Raw genomic sequence first — 15,298 nt, forward strand, 5'->3', positions numbered from 1 at the left:
TTGGCCCCAGAACACACCCGTTCTGGTGGAAATGGGGTGGATTTGGGCAAAGTTCACCTGGCCACTGCCCATGAGGGTATGGATATCTTCATCGCTAACGGTCAGGAGCTGCAGTCGAAGCGGCAGTACCCGGAAAGCCGAAGGGGAAGCTGGCCCAGTTGCTGCGTTGCAGGCAAAAGGGTTTGCGGCGGTATCGCCGACTGGTTCGTCATCTTTCCTGTCGGGCCCAAGCTGTTCGCCTCTGGCGGCGGGGAGCGCTTGAAAGAATCCTCGCCCTCTGGGTCAAGACTCAATTAACCAACGGCTCCAGCCCCCGCAAACACGCTGCCAATGCGGCGCATTGCCTCTTCCACGTTGGCGCGGCTGTTGAAAGCGGACAGGCGCAGATAGCCCTCTCCGGCGCTGCCGAAGCCAGAGCCAGGGGTACCCACCACATGGCAGGTGTGCAGCAGCTTGTCAAAAAACTCCCAACTGCTCAGCCCATCGGGTGTTTTCACCCAGACGTAGGGGGCATTCACGCCGCCATAGACTTGGATCCCCACTTCGGCCAACTGCTGGCGAATGATGCGGGCATTTTCCAGGTAAAACTGCACCAGACCTTGCACCTGCGCTTGCCCCGCTTCGGAATAGACCGCCTCCGCCCCCCGCTGCACAATGTAGGACACCCCGTTGAACTTGGTGGATTGACGGCGATACCACAAGCTCCACAGATCCACCCAGGATCCATCGGCAGCTTGCCCCCGCAAAGACTTGGGCACCACCGTAAAGGCACAGCGGGTGCCGGTAAACCCAGCGGTTTTGGAAAAGGAGCGGAACTCGATGGCACATTCCCGCGCCCCTGGAATCTCGTAAATGGAGTGGGGGATCCCGGGCTCGGTGATATAGGCTTCGTAGGCGGCATCGAACAGGATCAGGGAGCCGTGGGCACGGGCATAGTCCACCCAGTTTTGCAGATGCTCCCGTGTGGCCACTGCGCCTGTGGGGTTATTGGGGAAGCAGAGGTAGATCACATCCACCTTTTGGCTGGGCAGGCTGGCGGTGAAGTGATTTTCGGCAGTGATGGGCAGATAGACCAGGCCCTCGTATTCGCCGCGTTCGTTGGCCGGCCCCGTATGGCCCGCCATCACGTTGGTGTCCACATAAACCGGATAGACAGGATCCGTGATGGCGATGGTGTTGTCGTGGCCGAGGATATCCAGGATGTTGCCGCAATCGCACTTGGAGCCATCGGAGACGAAGATCTCGGAAGCGTCGATATCGCAGTTGCGGGCCTGGAAGTCGTGCCGGGCAATGGCCTGGCGCAGCCACTCGTAGCCCTGCTCTGGCCCATAGCCGCGAAAGGTGGCCCGTTCCCCCATTTCCTCCACCGCCCGGATCATGGCCGTTCGACAGGCTTCCGGCAGCGGCTCGGTGACATCGCCAATGCCCATTTTGATAATTTGAGCTTCGGGATGGGCGGTGGCAAAAGCCTGCACCCGCCGGGCGATCTCGGGAAAGAGATAGCCGGTCTTGAGCTTGAGGAAGTGGTCGTTGATCCTGGCCATGGAGGTTTGCCGAAGAGGAGGTCATCGGCTTTTCAGTGTAGCTGTTCGCGCTAGCGGGACGGAGTCCTTAGCCGGTTCCGGGCCAGAACTCTTCTACGTCGCGGTTCCCCTGCCCATGGCAACAACCCCGGCGGAGGCGGGACGGAGTAGGATGCTACCTTGGCAAAGATCCTTTGGAGAGCAGGGATGAAGCAGCAGAGGGGAATGGCTCGGCACGAGAGGTGGGCGGTGGGCCTGTTGGCGATCTGGGTTTGGCTGAGCTGGGGGATGGGGGCCTGGTCTGCTCCCCTTTGTCGGGATCCCCTCTTGCTGCGGCAGATCCTGGCAGCTCTGGGCCGTCCGGAGGTGAAGGTAGAGGAGGTGGCCCTTTTTGATCCGGATCAGTGTCTTGTCCAACTGGTGTTGGATCGCCAGGGGTTGAGCGGCTCCTTGCCGCCCGAAATAGGCCAATTTCGCCGGTTGCGAGCCTTGTCCCTCAGCCACAACCAACTTTCCGGCCCCCTGCCGCCCGAGCTGGGGCAACTCGGCCAGTTGGAAAACCTGTTTCTCGATTACAACGAATTCTCCGGCTCCATTCCAGCCGAGCTGGGGCAGTTGCGAAACCTGCGCGGCCTGTTTTTGGATCACAACCAGCTCTCTGGGCCTATTCCCCCCCAACTGGGGCAACTGCACCATCTGGAAAACCTCATCCTGCAAAACAACCGCCTCAGCAGCACCCTTCCCGGCCAACTGGGCCAGATGAGCTCTCTCAAGGGCCTGTTTTTGGATCGCAATCAGCTCTCTGGGCCTATCCCCCCTCAACTGGGGCAACTGCACCATCTGGAAAACCTCTACTTGTCGGACAATCGCCTCAGCGGATCCCTGCCCCCCGAACTGGCCCAACTGAGTCAGTTGCGGGATCTGCGCCTGGCACGTAACCAATTCACGGGAGAACTGCCGACCTTTTTGGCAGAACTGCCCCGACTGGAGCGGCTGCACATCGAGGGAAACCCCGGCCTCTGCTTGCCGGCCGCCCTGTCGGAGTGGTTTGCCGGCCTAAACCCGGCGGATCCCCTGCCGGCTCCCATCTGCTCATGGACTCCGTCCCGCTAACGCGACCGGTAGCCTACTGGGACTCCGTCCCGCTATCGCGACCGGTAGCCTACTGGGACTCCGTCCCGCTATCGCGAAAGGACTCTGTCCCACTATTGTGCTCTGCACCGCTGTCACGAACGCAACAGCGTCGCGTAGCAATAACGGCGCAAGTGTGGGATCCCAGCTTGTCCCGGGTGGAGGGGGAGAGCCGTAGCGACGACCAGGCCACTCCTGCTCGATGGGCCACCACCACTCCAATCGCCTCTAGATAGGAGGTTACCGATACATGAGGGATCCCCAACTGGCGGGGATGCACCTGCATCACGGTGGTGTTTTCCTCGACGGCAATGAAAAGCGGAGGACGGGCAAGGACTCCGTCCGTTCGCGTCAGCGGCGGAGCATTGTGGTGGGGTTGCGACAGCATTGCGGAGCCATAACGGCTGGCCAGGTGCAGCAAGCCAGGCCCCCCAAAGGCAGTGGCCGGGGCGATGACGCTGTCCACCTGCTCTGCTGTCAGGTCACCCGGTTGGACGGGATCCCCGCTCTTGACGAACTGGGGAGCGTAGCTGAGGCCCACCAAAACCGAAGGCAGGAAGGTAAACCCCACCTCTTCTGCGGCAGCGCGGGGGTGAACCGGCTTGGGGAAAGTCTCAGGGTAGAAAGCGGGGGCGTGGGCACAAGGGATCCGCAACTCCCGCACCACCAGGTGGCTGATCAGGGCTTCGACGCCGGCCAGGGGATCCACCCCCCTTCCCTGCTCGTACTGGCTGAAGTCCAAGTCATCCGGAAAGCGGGCCACCACGGCAATGGCCTCTGCCCCCAGGCGAACCAGCTCCTGGGCAGTCTCCAAGAGAGCATCGGGCCGGGCTAGGGATCCCTGGCTGGCTCCTGAGGGGGAGAAGCCGACGGAAACGCCCAAGGGTTGGCGGGTCAAGCGCCAGGGGCCGATGTTGAGCCCCAAGGTGGCCTGAGCAGCCTGCATCACCTGCAGGTGGCGTTGTTGCAGATCGGGGGGGATCCCGGCATCCAGCACCACCCCAACACAGTTTTGGCGCACTGGCCGCAAATTCCACACCCCCGCACAGAACTGATCCAGGCCGTACCCTTCCACGTACAACACGTTCCCCATCGGCCAAAACAAACTGGCTCCGTTTAACACGTTGGGATGGGTAATGACCCGCTCTGCGGCTGCTGCCAGGGTGCGGGCAACAGGCAGGGCATCCCCGGCAAAACCACCGATGCGGGCACCAATGCCGGTGGGGATGAGCAGGAGGCTGGTGTAGGGATGGCTCATGCTGCTATGTCTACAGCACTCTATGCTGCTACACGCGAACGGGAACCGCACCGCTAACGCCGGACGGACAGGATCTGCTGGGCTAGGGCCTCGGCCCGCCGCACACAATCTCCCAAGGCCACGCCATCCAGGTAGTTGGCACACACCCACACCCCTGGGGTTTGGTCGGCCAGGCTGGCCTGCAATTGGGCAATCCGCTGCCGGTGGCCAAGCGTATATTGCGGGATAGCCTGGGGCCACAGGCGCTCTCCCAGGCGGATGGGTTCGACAGGGCGGGTGAGCAGGATCTGGCTGAGTTCTGCATGCACAATTTGGGCCCGCTCGTCAGGGGAGAGCGCCGTAATGGGCGGGATCCCTTTCTGGCGGGCAAAAGCCGCATCGGTAGCTCCCCCGATGAAGCTGATCAGGCAGTGATAGCCCTGAGGAGCCCGCTCTGGGAAGAGGGAGGAGGCCCAGATGGTGCCCAGGGTGCGCAGGCCCTGAGAGCGAGGGATCAGATGGCCAAACCCTCGCAGCGGTTGGGGGAGGGCTTCTTCTGGATAGGCCAAAGCCACCACCGCCACAGGCGGGTAGGGGATTTCCCTCAGCAGCCGGCTGGCCTGGGGGTTGAGATCCTGCAGGAGGGTGGCAGCAGCGTAGGCAGGGAGGGTGAGCACCACCTGTTGAGCCGCCACCCAGTGGATTTCTTCTGGGGCCGTGTGCTCTGCACCGCTGTCGTGTATGACGAAGCCCACCCGGTAGCCCGTCTCATCCCGCTTGAGATGCACAGCCCGCCAGCCCAGCCGCAGCGCACTGCCCAGTTTCTGGGCAATCGCCTCAGGTAGCTGCTGCAACCCCTGCCGCAGGTTACCCAGTTGGCCCCGCTTGGGAGGAGGCTGGATGGGGGAGTTGCCGCTGTCCTGGTGACGGGTTCGCGGGAGCGTCGCGTAGCGATAACGGCTGCGCAAAGCCTGCACAGCACCGGCAAAGAGGCTGCCGTAGCGTTCTTCCAAGCCGGCAATGCGGGGGAAGGCTGCCAAGGCGCTGAGCTGATCCGGATCCCCGGCATACACCCCTGAGGTAAAAGGTTCGACCAGCCGTTCCACCACCTCGGATCCCAGTTGCCGCTGGAAGAATTGCCGCACCGTTTCCTCTTTGCCCGGCGGTGGCGCAACAAACCCCAACAACCCACGTAAGGCCCGCAACTTGCCGCCCACGCTCAACAGCCGCGAGCCAATGGCTGCAGAAGGGCTCAGGGGCACCGGTAGCAGCTCTTTTTCCCAGTAGATGTAGCGGGGCAGCTTGGCATCGGCCAGCACCAGGTGCTCCGCCAAGCCCACCTCGGCAATGAGGTTAAGCAGGGCGGGGACGGGGGTAAAGCTGTTGGGGCCCTCTTCCCAGCGATAGCTGTCTTTGGATTGGGTGGAGATACAGCCCCCCACGCGGGAGCTGGCCTCGGCCAGGAGCAGCGGCTGGGTGGATTCATCCTTGGGGGATAAGCCCTGTTGTAATCGCAAGGCCAACGTTAGGCCGCTGATGCCCGCCCCCACCACCACCACCTCGGCCTGCAAGGACTGCGTCCCGCTAAAGTGCTCAACAGAAGAGTTCATCTTTTGGGTTCCAACGGGGTTTTCAATCCTCAAGAGTCAAACAATTATGCTCTGAGCCGCTCCCCGTCCCACCAGCGCGTTCGCGTCAGCGGTGCGGAGCATTTTGGATCTATAGCAGCTAGCGCAGCACCCGAAATAGGCTGGGGATCCCGGCTACCTGGGGCAGTTGTTGGATCTCGGCCAGCGCCTGCCGGCAATCGGCCTCGCGGACGGTGTGGGTGAGGATGACGATCTCCGCCTGCTCTTGGTGACATTCCTTTTGGGTAATGCTCTCCAGGCTAACCCGGTGGCGGCCAAAGCAGGTGCCAATCGCCCCCATTACCCCCGGCTGATCCTGGGCCAACACCCGCACGTAAAACTCCGACTCCAATTCCGAGAGAGGGATCAAAGAGGCGGCAGCGGGGAAGCAGGAGAATCCCCACAGCGGATTGGGGGCATCAGCCCCCGTTTGCCGGTGGGCAATCAGGGTCAGCAGATCGCCAACAACGGCACTGGCAGTCGGCCCCCGCCCCGCCCCCGGCCCCGACAGCACCACCTGCCCCAAAGGATCCCCCTGCACCAAAACGGCATTGTCCACACCGTTGATGTTGGCCAAGGGGTGGGTAGAGGGCAGAAGGGTGGGGTGAACCCGGATATCCAAAGCCATCTTCGCTGCCTCCCCGCCAGAGTTGGCCCTTTGGGCGATGGCCAAGAGCTTGAAGGTGTAGCCCCACTCGCGGGCATAGCGAATGTCGGTGGGGCTGATGCCGCGGATCCCTTCGCAGGGGATGGCTTCCCGCTTCACAGACACCCCGAAAGCAAGGCTGGCCAAAATGGCGATCTTGTCGGCGGCATCCCACCCTTCCACATCGGCGCTGGGATCCGCTTCGGCGTAGCCGTGGGCCTGGGCCAGGGCCAGGGCTTCCTCAAATGAGCTGGCCGCCTGGGTCATCTGGCTGAGGATGAAGTTGGTGGTGCCGTTCACAATGCCCCAGACCGCCTGGATGTGGCTGGCCTGCAGGGACTGTTGCAAGGGCTGCAGAATCGGGATCCCGCCCCCGACTGCCGCTTCCAAGAGCACCGAGACTTTGGCTTGGGCTGCCGCCTGAAAGATCTCCTCCCCGTGGCGGGCGATCACCGCTTTGTTGGCTGTGATCACGGGTTTGCCGTGGTCAAGGGCTTTTAAGATCAAGGTGCGGGCCGGCTCCAAGCCCCCCATCAGCTCGATGACCACGTCGATTTCCGGATCCGACACGATTTGCTCCAGATTGGTGGTCAGGCGCTCAGGTGGGATCCGCACTTGCCGTGGCTTGTCCAAAGAGCGCACCCCCACCGCCGCAATCTCAACCGACTGCAAGAGAGGATGCCGGGGTTGCTGCAGAATTTGCACAACACCCGTGCCAACCGTGCCCAGCCCCAATAGCCCAACTCGTTCGCGGTAGCGGCGCATAGCGCTTTAGACCACAACTCTTCCTTTTGCCTGCTGTTCCCGTTAGCGGGACGGAGTCCTTTGCCCTGTGAGGGCTCCGCCTCGCCAATGCAAACAGGAAGCGGACGGGATCCCCTCACCATTATCACGCTTGGATCCACGCTCTGCTAACGCGACCATGATCCGCATGCAGAGCACTTTGTTCGCGCTAGCGGGACGGCGTCCTTAGTTGGGATCTATACACTTGTCCGCCAGAGAATCCCGCAAGGCACGGACAAAGTGATAAGGGGGCAAAGGGGCGCTCCAATCCAGTTGCCAATGGGGGTGCTGATCCAGCCAGGTTTGGGTGAGCTGAGCGGCGGCTTCCCACTCGGCAGGGGTGAGCAAAAAGTAAAGCCGCAAGGCTTCTCCTGGCTGGGGATCCCCCCTTTGCACAGGCCAGGTGGAAGGCCAAAGCTGCTGTAGGGCTTGCTGCTCCTGCTCTTGCTGCTCTTGGGCCTGTCGTTGCTGGAGATAGGCTTGCTTGCGGGCCAACAGATAGGCCGTCCCGCTTAGGGAGGGCTGTGGCTCCGGTTGGGGCTGAGGTTGAACCCTTCCTTTGAGACAGTACTCGGCCCGCCCCCCAATGGCTGCCAGGGCTTGTTCGTATTCCGCTTGCCGGGACAGCAGATGGGATCCCAGCTTTTCTGCTGAGAGGAAGCAGGTGCCGAAGCGCAGGGGCAGCACCGGCATCTGGGCGAACAGTCGGCAGATCACCTGGTCGTGGCGCAGGGCAGAGCGCACCAACACCTCATCCGAGACTTGCAGCGACTCTGGATCCTGCATCGGCTCCACAGCAGCGGCAATTCGGCTGCCTGTCGGGGAGAACACCTGCACCGACCGATGGATCCCCTCGGTTTGCCGGATGAAGGGCAAAAGTTCTGGAGCTGGCTGCGGGAAGAAGGCGTAGGTGTAAAGGGGGCTGTTGATACTCTGCTCATTCCCGTCAGCAGTACGGAGCACTTGGGGTTCTGGCTGAGCTGGGAAGGTCATGGTCTCGGATTTAAGACGAGTAGGTAAGACGGGTAGGCTCGCCTTCCCAGTCTACGCAACCTAGGATTGGGATCTTTGAAACCTACAGGGTTCCACCTATAGAGTTCCACGGCCAGAGTTCCACGGCCAGCCTGGAGATGCGATAGACTAACCTCGCATTGGTTCTACACAGGGCTGTGGTGTCGGGGGCCGGAACAGCGCCCGTGTTCAGGCGGGCTCCCCACCCCAACCCCCCCAACAGGTGAGGCCATGAACAGCCGCCCAGATTTCCAACCCTTTGAAAAAGAAGAAACCGAACGGTTGCGGGATCTGCTCCCCGCTTCTTTCCGACCCTTGATCACCATTGTTCCCCACTTCGGGGGTGAAGCCCTGCTCATCTCCCGCCGCAAAGCCCCTTGGCAGCCCCAGGGCACCATCGCCATCGATTTTCGCCGTTGGCAAGGGATCCCTCAGCCGCAGCGGGATCTGTTGTTTCTGCGGGAGGTGGGATGGCTGGGCAACCGCAATTGGTTGCAGCCGGGGTTTTACCAATCGCTGGCCTTGATGGGGGGCATCACCACTGTTGCGGAGCTCTCTTTGCAGCACCCCTTTTCCGCTCTGTTGGCAGGTGGCATTACGGCTCTCTCCGTTCGGCAGATCTGGCAAAACCTGAACCGGGAGAGCGCCCATTTCGACGCCGATGAATTTGCCCTGCGCCGTGCTCAGTTTCGCGGCTACACCCGACAGGAGGCCGCTCAACACCTGGCAGATGCCATAGAACAGGTTCTGAAGCTGGATCCCACCGTTCGCGACAGCGGCGAAGCATCTATCCTGACGGCGCTACGGCTGCAACGGCTGAGAACCATTGCCCGCAACCTGGCTTCTACCCCCCCCAGCGGAAACGCCTGGTCGCGTTAGCGGGACGGAGTCCTTGGCCAGTTGCACTTGGGTGATGGCCACCCGACCCGAAAAGCAGATGTCGGTATCGGTTTGGGGATCCCGAGCGCGCTCCGCATAGCGGCCCTGATAGCGAAACCACAGCGACTCTGCCCCATTTCCCTCGGCTTCCACCGCATAATCGAGCGGCAGGGGTTGGGTGCAGAGGGGACAATAGACCCGCTCCGGCAGAGGGGATCCGGCGGGCAAGTGAGGCAGGTTCACATTCCAAAACGCCCCCCTGGGCAGGGGTTGTTCCATCAGCTCCGCCAAGATTTCCCGCGTCCACCGCTGGGCCTGCTCCCAGTCGATGGGTTGGCCCCCTGCTCGGTATTGGGAAATGGCAATTCCCGGGATCCCGCGCATCGCCGCTTCCCGCACCGCTGCCACCGTTCCCGACAGGTACACATCCGATCCGAGGTTTCCCCCTTCGTTGATACCGGAAAGCACCCAATCCACCGCTGGGGCCAGCTTGAATAGGGCCACCCGCACACAGTCGGCAGGGGATCCCTCGACGGCAAAGGTGCGCTCGCCGCGGGCCAAGGCCCGAAAAGGTCGCCCCGTCGTCACCTGGTGGCTGCAGCCGGAAATCTGCTGGTGGGGGGCCACAATCCAACAGTGTTCTTCCGGGATGAGAGAGTTGAGGGCCAACTTGAGGTTGGCCAGCCCGGCAGCCTCGATGCCGTCATCGTTGGTCAGCAATACCTTCATTCCTACTTTTCCCTTCTGCCGGCAACTTCTTGGGTGAGTCCCAGTGGCAAATCTGGAGATCTTGGGTGCAAAAGCGATGGGGATCCCGTTCTTCTTTTACCCTATCCCTAGGGGGGCAGCGTCTCCCATGCCGCGTCCCCTGATCCATCGTATAAACTGATACCGGAGGATTGCGATGACCACACGGGTAGCCATTAACGGATTTGGTCGCATTGGGCGGGCCTTCCTGCGGGTGCTGCTGTCTCAGCCAGCTCCAGAGCTGGAGGTGGTGGCAGTCAATGACCTGACCGAACCCGACAACTTGGCCTACCTGCTCCAGTTCGACTCGGCCTATGGGCGCCTGCCCCAAACCGTGAGCGCGGTGAACGGACATCTGCAAATCGGCAGCCACCTGAAAGTCCGGGTTTTGGCAGAGCGGGATCCGGCACAACTGCCCTGGAAAGATCTGGGGGTTGACCTGGTGGTGGAATCGACCGGCTTGTTCACCAAACGAGAGGGGGCGGCCAAACACCTGGAGGCCGGGGCCAAAAAGGTGATCATCTCTGCTCCTGCCAAAGGCCCCGACTTGACGGTGGTGATGGGGGTCAACGACGACCAATACGACCCAGAGCGGCATCACATCGTCTCCAATGCTTCCTGCACCACCAACTGCTTGGCGCCGCTGGCCAAGGTTTTGTTGGATCGCTTCGGCATCGAGACCGGCTTTCTCACCACTTGCCATGCCTATACCGCCACTCAGGCAATTGTGGATCGCCCGGATCCCAAAGATTATCGGCGGGGCCGCTCAGCAGCAGTGTCGATCGTGCCTTCCACCACCGGGGCCGCCACGGCAGTGGCCGAGGTTTTGCCCGCCCTGAGAGGGAAGATGGATGGCCTGGCGCTGCGGGTGCCCACCTTGACCGGCTCGATTGTGGACTTTGTGGTGCGTACCGAGCAGCCCATCACCAAAGAAGCCGTCAACCAAGCCTTTATCGAGGCTGCAGAAGGCCCGCTGCGCGGCATCCTGGCCATTGCTCCGCCAGAGATCGTATCGGCGGATATTGTCGGGGATCCCCACTCTTCCATTGTGGATTTGGGATCCACCATGACCTTAGGGGATCGCACGGTGAAGGTGCTCTCCTGGTATGACAACGAGTACGGCTATGCGGCGCGGCTGGTGGATCTGGCGGCCAAAATCGGGGCTGCGCTGTAGGCGGCCATCCTTGTTGCGTTCAAGGCAAGGCTATTAGAACCGGATTTGCGGTGGGGCAGTTACGGTTCAGATGCGGTTGTGGCCGGGGTTGCAGTCGATGAAGGGGGGCCAAGCCACAGTAGGATCACCATCGCCGGAGCAGCTGTCATCGCTGTAATCAAATAAAACAAAGGCCAATTGACTGCAGCCGCCAAATAGCCCGACACGGCCCCGGCCAAGGTTCCCCCCACGGCAAATACACTGGTGAGCAAAGCATACTGGGTGGCACTAAATTGCCGATCGCAAAGGCTCATCAAAAAAGCCAGAAAAGCAGCCGTGCCCATGCCCCCGGCCATGTTGTCGAAAACGGTTGCCCCCAGCAGCAGCGGATAGTTTTGCCCCACCAACCCAATCGCTCCCAGGCCCAAATTGCCGATCCCTTGCAAGGCTGCGAAAATGAACAGACAGCGGTAGGTGCCGATGCGGCTGACCCACTCCCCCCCCACAAAAGCCCCCGCCAAGGTGGCCAACAAGCCTATCCAACTGCGGATAATGCCCAGATCGCTGGTGCTAAACCCCGTCTGCAACAAAAATGTAGGGGTCATTTGCCCTGCCAAGCTGTCCGGCAACTTGAAGCAGACCACAAACAGCAGGATCGCCCAGGCCAAGCGGTGCCGCCAAAAAGATTGAAACGGCTCGATGATGGCCGACCGCAAAGAGGTAGGCTTGAGGGCGCTGTTTTCCGGCTCAGGGGCCAAAAACGAGGTAATCAACCCGATCAACATCAGCAGCGCCATGATCCCGTACACCTGCCACCAGGGCAAATAGTCCGCCAAGATCAAGCTCACGCCACTGCTGACCAGCAGCGCGATGCGGTAGCCGAATACAAAAATCGCTACCCCTGCCCCCATCTCCCGCTCTGCCAAGATATCGGTACGGTAGGCATCCACCGCGATGTCCTGAGAGGCGCTCAAAAAAGCCACCAGCAACCCCACCAGAAAGATCGGGCGGGTGAAAACCGTGATTCCCGGCCAAGTCTGGGCCAGCTCTTCCCATCCCAGAGCTTCCAGCCAGGTTTGGGTCGGATCCTGAAAACCCAGTAGCCCTATGCTGAGCAGCAACAGCACTTGGGTCAGGGCCATCCACCCCCGCCGCCGACTGCCCCGCAGGGATCCCGGTGCCGGCAACAGAAATCGATCCAGAACAGGCGACCACAAGAACTTAAAGGAGTAGGGCAAATTGAGCAGGTTAAACAAGCCGATGGCAATGGTGGTCAAGCCCGCTTGGGTCAGCCAAGCATTCAAGGTGGTGTTGATCAGCAGCAGCGGCAAACCCGAAGAAAACCCCAACAGCAGCAGAACGCCCATCTTAGAGCTGCCGTAGACGCCCAACATCCGCCTCAAGACGCTTGCCCCCGCCTCAATCATGACTAGCCCTCCCCGCCATCCTGTCTATTTTCAGGGATCCCTGTATTGCCAGTATGGTCATTTCAATTAAACTAGGGCACTGCACCCACACCTAAAACTCTGAGTGCAGCAGGCTATAGGGCTTTTCAAGGACTCCGTCCCGCTGGCGCGATCAGCAGCCCAGGCGTCTCACCTTAACCTGAAATGACCATAACATCCCAGTGAAACTCCCCATTGCGTAGCTCCCCTCTCTCAAGGGGAGAGGGACTTCCCTTAGAGCCAATCCTGAACGCAAACCACCTGCTGGGTTTGGGCAGATCGCTCGGCTGCCTCGGCCACCGCCAGGGCGTGGAGCATGTTTTCAGTATGGATATAGAGGGGTCTGCCGTGGCGCAGGTGATCCAGCACCATGCGGGTGTCTTGCTCGAACAGGCCGTGGCGGGATCCCGTCTCTAGAGGGTGGGCGCTGCCGGGCCGCAGCAACGTTGCCTCTTCGCCGTTGATCAATAGGCCCCCCCGTTGACCGTGGAACTCCAGTAGCCGCTGCGAGCACCACAGGGAATCCCCCTTGCCATAGGTCAACACCGCCAGCAACCCACTGGCAAAACTCAGCTGGGCTGTGCAGTAGCAACTGCTGTAGCGGTGGGGCAGATCCGGCCCGTCGTAGCGCAGTTGGCAGCTCACCCGTTCTACCCTGCCCAACAAGTCCACCAAGCGGTGGATGCGAGAAACGGCCCCCATGAGGGGGAAGCCAAACAACTCAGGCCGATAGGTCCAGCGATCGGGGGCGGGGTGGGTGGCGGTGAGAGTGATGTAGCGAACGGCAAACAGCTTGCCCAACCCTTCCAGCTCTTGTTTCAGCAACCGGTGAACGCCGCTAATTAGCTCGATGTGTTCGACGTGCAGCAGCACTTGCCGCTCGGCTGCCAATTGCACCAAGGAACGCGCTTCGGCAGCGCTGAGGGCGAGGGGATATTCCACGACGGTGTGGATCCCTGCCTCCAGAGCAGCACGGGCAATGGCGGCATGATCCCGATTGATGGTGCTGACAAAAACCAGATCCAGCCGCTGCTCGCCCAACAGAGAAGACCAGTCCGAATAGGCGACGGCCCCCAACTCGGCGGCAAAAGCATCGCTCCGGTCGGGAGCTCGACCGGCAACAGCGACAATCTGCACTTGCCCATCTTTGCGCAAGGCCTCGGCCCGTGAGCGAGCTGCGTAGCCGGTGCCGATGATCCCCACCCGCAAGGTTTGTTCCCTCCCCTAGCCTGCCTCTGTCTGTAGCATCACACAGGAGGGATCCTTTGTACCACCCGGCAATCCGGATCTCGCTCCGCCTAGGTTTGCCGGAAAACTCCTGCTGCACCCTTTGATTTTGTGCCTACCTCACAGAGCTGTTCGCCGGTGGGGATCCCATGGGCGTTAGGAAGAAGCTGCTGCTTCAACCTCTTGGGGTTGCGGCGAGGAAAGCGGAAAATGCCGCTCCAACAAAGCCGGGATCCCTTGGGGGGAAACGCCGCTATAACGGGCTTTGTCGGGCATAAACACCACATGGGGGCCCCGTTTGCAATCTTTCATGCAGCCCACCCCCTGCACGCAAATCGAACCAGAGTAGGCGGCCAAGTGGGCGTTCAGGGCTTGCATCACCGCTCCGGCCCCACGCCGATAACAGTCGGATTTCTGGCAGACCAGCACCTTACCTTTGATGTCTGTACCTTTGATATCTCCTTTGATATCTGTGATGTTTGGAGCAACCGGTTCGGAAGCTGCCTCAGCCCCAGAAGCCGAAGACAAACCCCCCGCCCTCTCTCCGAGGGGAACCACCCGGTAAAGCACCCACTTCTCTCGCCCTTTGTGCGGATCCACCTCCCGCTCCCCACAGATCTGCACGGTGTCTCCAGGTTTGAGGGTGCGGTAGAGGGCAGAGCGCAGAGACTTGGGGATCTTGCCGGAAAAAATGTCAGCCCCAGCCTGCCAACGCAGGTACTTGAGCTTGCCATCCTTATCGGGAAGAAATCCCAAAAACTGGCCCTCCGACTCAAACGGGATTCCTTGCTTAGGGAACTTGCTCATCTTGACCCCCAGCCTCTGTGTTGAGCTGCCAACAAACCTCTAGGCCATCCAATAACTCCTGTCGCCGCGCTGTGTGCTGACGGATCACACTGCGCACCTGTAGAACAGCCAATGGAGTACTCACCTCCACCCGCAGACGACCATCTCCTGTACAAATCGCCGGGATCCCCAATTCCACTAACCGCCGACCGATGCGCCAGCGCTCGCCCAGAGGAATATCCAAAAGATAACCGCGCTCAGAGTCCAGAAAGGCGGGGTTCATGGCCGGGATCAGCACCTCAGAGGTAAAGAATGGTAGAGAAATGAAACAGATTCTCAATAGCTTTTCAAAAAAAAGCCAGAGGTCGGAAACCAGGCAGGCTCAAGCCCACCTGTGGACCTTCTGGCTAGGCTCTGCCGTTCATCAAGCCGAACACCAGGCTGTCGTTGGCCAGGAAGTGATAGAGATGGAAGGCGCGATCCTCTGTCTTCAACAGGATCTGCTCGTAGAGGTAGCGGGTGGCCCGATCCCCAAGGCTCTCCGCCTGGGCTGCCTGTCGCCGCAGCAGATCGATGATGGCCTGCTCTGCCGCCAGGTCGTTCATTAACATTTGCCGCGCCCCAAAAGCTCCATCCGGCTCAGGGGTAAAGCAGCAAAGCTGGGCCAAGGTGGCAAAGCTGGCTACCGGCACACCTCCCAGCCCTTCTAGGCGTTCTCCCAGGTCGTGGACATGCTCCCTCGCCTGCTCGTAGTGATCTTTGAAGAGTTGGTGCAGCGGATAGAACTCAGTGCCTTCTACCACGAAGTGATGCTTCTGGTATTGCAAGTACAGCCCCTGGAAGCTGGCCAGCAGGGCGTTCATCCCCTCGCAAACCGGCTGGGTTATCTCAGTGCCAAGCAAGACAGGATTGTCGCGCACGCTGTTGAAAGACTGGCGCAGGGTTGAAGTTTCGGACATAAAATTCTCCAGCACAAGTTAAAAGGAGCTGTGAATCCTAGAGCGCCCGCCACAACGGGCCTGGGATCGTTGGGTGTTTATCCCCAAGTCTAGCATAGTGCAGAAAATGGCTCTTGTGAATAACTCTCAATAAGCCCGTTGTT

General features: G+C 60.7%; 15 protein-coding genes. 4 read left to right on the forward strand and 11 right to left on the reverse strand.

The window, feature by feature from the left end; translation table 11 throughout:
- Positions 1-297, forward strand: a complete 297-nt coding sequence (locus ACVWY8_RS11470) for a hypothetical protein (protein WP_457397115.1) — start codon at positions 1-3, stop codon at positions 295-297.
- Here the strand turns inward: ACVWY8_RS11470 and ACVWY8_RS11475 are convergent.
- Positions 294-1,544 (reverse strand): LL-diaminopimelate aminotransferase, encoded by a 1,251-nt coding sequence (locus tag ACVWY8_RS11475; protein WP_011433036.1) that lies wholly within the window; start codon positions 1,542-1,544, stop codon positions 294-296. The genes ACVWY8_RS11470 and ACVWY8_RS11475 overlap by 4 nt on opposite strands.
- A gap of 186 nt (positions 1,545-1,730) precedes the next feature.
- Between ACVWY8_RS11475 and ACVWY8_RS11480 the strand changes: the two genes are divergently transcribed.
- Positions 1,731-2,636: a leucine-rich repeat domain-containing protein gene (locus tag ACVWY8_RS11480; protein ID WP_457395019.1), complete on the forward strand. Its 906-nt coding sequence runs from the start codon at positions 1,731-1,733 to the stop codon at positions 2,634-2,636.
- A 49-nt stretch (positions 2,637-2,685) separates the two neighbouring features.
- On the opposite strand, the gene ACVWY8_RS11485 is transcribed toward ACVWY8_RS11480, so the two are convergent.
- From ACVWY8_RS11485 to ACVWY8_RS11500, 4 genes are all read right to left on the reverse strand, one after another.
- Complete coding sequence (locus ACVWY8_RS11485; protein WP_457395022.1) at positions 2,686-3,912, reverse strand: DUF3326 domain-containing protein; 1,227 nt, start codon at positions 3,910-3,912, stop codon at positions 2,686-2,688.
- 53 nt (positions 3,913-3,965) lie between these two features.
- The gene (hemG, locus tag ACVWY8_RS11490; RefSeq protein ID WP_457395025.1) at positions 3,966-5,501 is read right to left on the reverse strand and encodes a protoporphyrinogen oxidase; all 1,536 of its coding nucleotides are present in this window, start codon (positions 5,499-5,501) and stop codon (positions 3,966-3,968) included.
- Positions 5,502-5,619: 118 nt separating this feature from the next.
- Entirely contained in the window at positions 5,620-6,930 is a 1,311-nt protein-coding gene (locus ACVWY8_RS11495; RefSeq protein WP_011433040.1) for a homoserine dehydrogenase, read from the reverse strand.
- A gap of 204 nt (positions 6,931-7,134) precedes the next feature.
- Positions 7,135-7,941 carry a GvpL/GvpF family gas vesicle protein gene (locus tag ACVWY8_RS11500; protein ID WP_457395028.1) on the reverse strand — a complete coding sequence of 269 codons (807 nt, stop codon included), beginning with the start codon at positions 7,939-7,941 and terminating at the stop codon, positions 7,135-7,137.
- Between the two features lie 249 nt (positions 7,942-8,190).
- Between ACVWY8_RS11500 and ACVWY8_RS11505 the strand changes: the two genes are divergently transcribed.
- The gene (locus tag ACVWY8_RS11505) at positions 8,191-8,838 is read left to right on the forward strand and encodes a DUF3318 domain-containing protein (RefSeq protein ID WP_414400295.1); all 648 of its coding nucleotides are present in this window, start codon (positions 8,191-8,193) and stop codon (positions 8,836-8,838) included.
- Here ACVWY8_RS11505 and surE read toward each other — a convergent pair.
- Entirely contained in the window at positions 8,761-9,567 is an 807-nt protein-coding gene (gene surE, locus ACVWY8_RS11510) for a 5'/3'-nucleotidase SurE (RefSeq protein WP_414419291.1), read from the reverse strand. The two genes, ACVWY8_RS11505 and surE, sit on opposite strands and share 78 nt — an antisense overlap.
- A gap of 175 nt (positions 9,568-9,742) precedes the next feature.
- Here surE and gap point away from each other — a divergent pair, with 175 nt between their 5' ends.
- Complete coding sequence (gene gap / locus ACVWY8_RS11515) at positions 9,743-10,759, forward strand: type I glyceraldehyde-3-phosphate dehydrogenase (RefSeq protein WP_457395030.1); 1,017 nt, start codon at positions 9,743-9,745, stop codon at positions 10,757-10,759.
- 59 nt (positions 10,760-10,818) lie between these two features.
- On the opposite strand, the gene ACVWY8_RS11520 is transcribed toward gap, so the two are convergent.
- The 5 genes from ACVWY8_RS11520 to dpsA form a co-directional block, all read right to left on the reverse strand.
- On the reverse strand, positions 10,819-12,105 hold the full coding sequence (locus ACVWY8_RS11520; protein ID WP_457397119.1) for an AmpG family muropeptide MFS transporter: 1,287 nt from the start codon (positions 12,103-12,105) through the stop codon (positions 10,819-10,821).
- A 312-nt stretch (positions 12,106-12,417) separates the two neighbouring features.
- Positions 12,418-13,392: a Gfo/Idh/MocA family protein gene (locus ACVWY8_RS11525; RefSeq protein ID WP_457395035.1), complete on the reverse strand. Its 975-nt coding sequence runs from the start codon at positions 13,390-13,392 to the stop codon at positions 12,418-12,420.
- 174 nt (positions 13,393-13,566) lie between these two features.
- Entirely contained in the window at positions 13,567-14,217 is a 651-nt protein-coding gene (locus tag ACVWY8_RS11530) for a (2Fe-2S) ferredoxin domain-containing protein (protein ID WP_414357287.1), read from the reverse strand.
- Positions 14,201-14,479, reverse strand: coding sequence for an Asr1405/Asl0597 family protein (locus tag ACVWY8_RS11535; protein ID WP_414343199.1), 279 nt, complete (start codon positions 14,477-14,479; stop codon positions 14,201-14,203). Before ACVWY8_RS11535 ends, ACVWY8_RS11530 begins: the two co-directional genes overlap by 17 nt.
- Before the next feature lie 124 nt (positions 14,480-14,603).
- Positions 14,604-15,155, reverse strand: a complete 552-nt coding sequence (gene dpsA / locus ACVWY8_RS11540; RefSeq protein WP_457395038.1) for a DNA starvation/stress protection protein DpsA — start codon at positions 15,153-15,155, stop codon at positions 14,604-14,606.
- Between the last annotated feature and the right edge of the window lie 143 nt (positions 15,156-15,298).

This window comes from Thermostichus sp. OS-CIW-32, assembly GCF_054060415.1.